Source organism: Treponema sp. R8-4-B8 (genome assembly GCF_054786175.1).
On sequence record NZ_BDHE01000163.1, the window covers coordinates 1 to 801 of the forward strand.

1 pseudogene is annotated in these 801 nt (G+C 43.3%); it reads right to left on the bottom strand.

Annotated elements, in window-relative coordinates:
- Positions 1 to 68: 68 nt before the first annotated feature.
- Positions 69 to 801: pseudogene (locus tag ACYVRA_RS07615) on the bottom strand (LON peptidase substrate-binding domain-containing protein); the annotation flags it as partial.

Genomic DNA, 801 nt, shown 5'->3' on the forward strand with positions numbered 1-801 from the left:
CCAAACTCCGCTGAATTTATCGTTACGCGAAACTATCTTGACGTAATTGCCGCCCTCCCTTGGAACAATCCCTTGATTTCCGCCTCGTCCCTCATTCCGCCGACAGAAAACCGGAAAAATTGCTTGCCAAGCGCACGGGCAATTGATTTGCCCACGGAAGTTTTTCCCACCCCCGGCGGACCGACAAGGCAGACAATGGAGCCTTTTGTGTCTTTACGCAGTTTGCGAACAGCCAAATACTCGACTATTCTTAACTTTACGTCTTTAAGGCCGTAATGATCGGCTTCTAAGATTTCCTGCGCTTTTTTAAGCTCAAAGTCTTCCGGAGCGGGATTGTTCCAAGGGAGGGCGGCAATTACGTCAAGATAGTTTCGCGTAACGATAAATTCAGCGGAGTTTGGCTCCATTAACGAGAATTTTTCCATCTCCTGATCGACAACTTCCTTTATTTCGCCTTCAAATTTAAAAGAGTCAAATTTATCTTTAAAACGCTGGTGGTCGGAGCTTTTAGCGTCCGTTGTCATGCCAAGTTCGCCCTTTATCGCCTTAAGCTCCTCCTTTAAAAAATAATCCCTCTGCGATTTTTCTATTTTCTCGTTTATTTCCCTTTGAATCTTTTTCTGTATCCGTAAAAGCTCCTGTTCTTTTTTGATAAATACCAAAACCTGTTCCATCCGCTTTCGCACATTCAGTATTTCAAGAATTTTTTGCTGTTCGGCCTTGTCAATGTTAAGTATGCTCGCTATAAAGTCCGCGATTTTTCCCGGATGATCAATATTGATCATATTAAGACGCATTTCC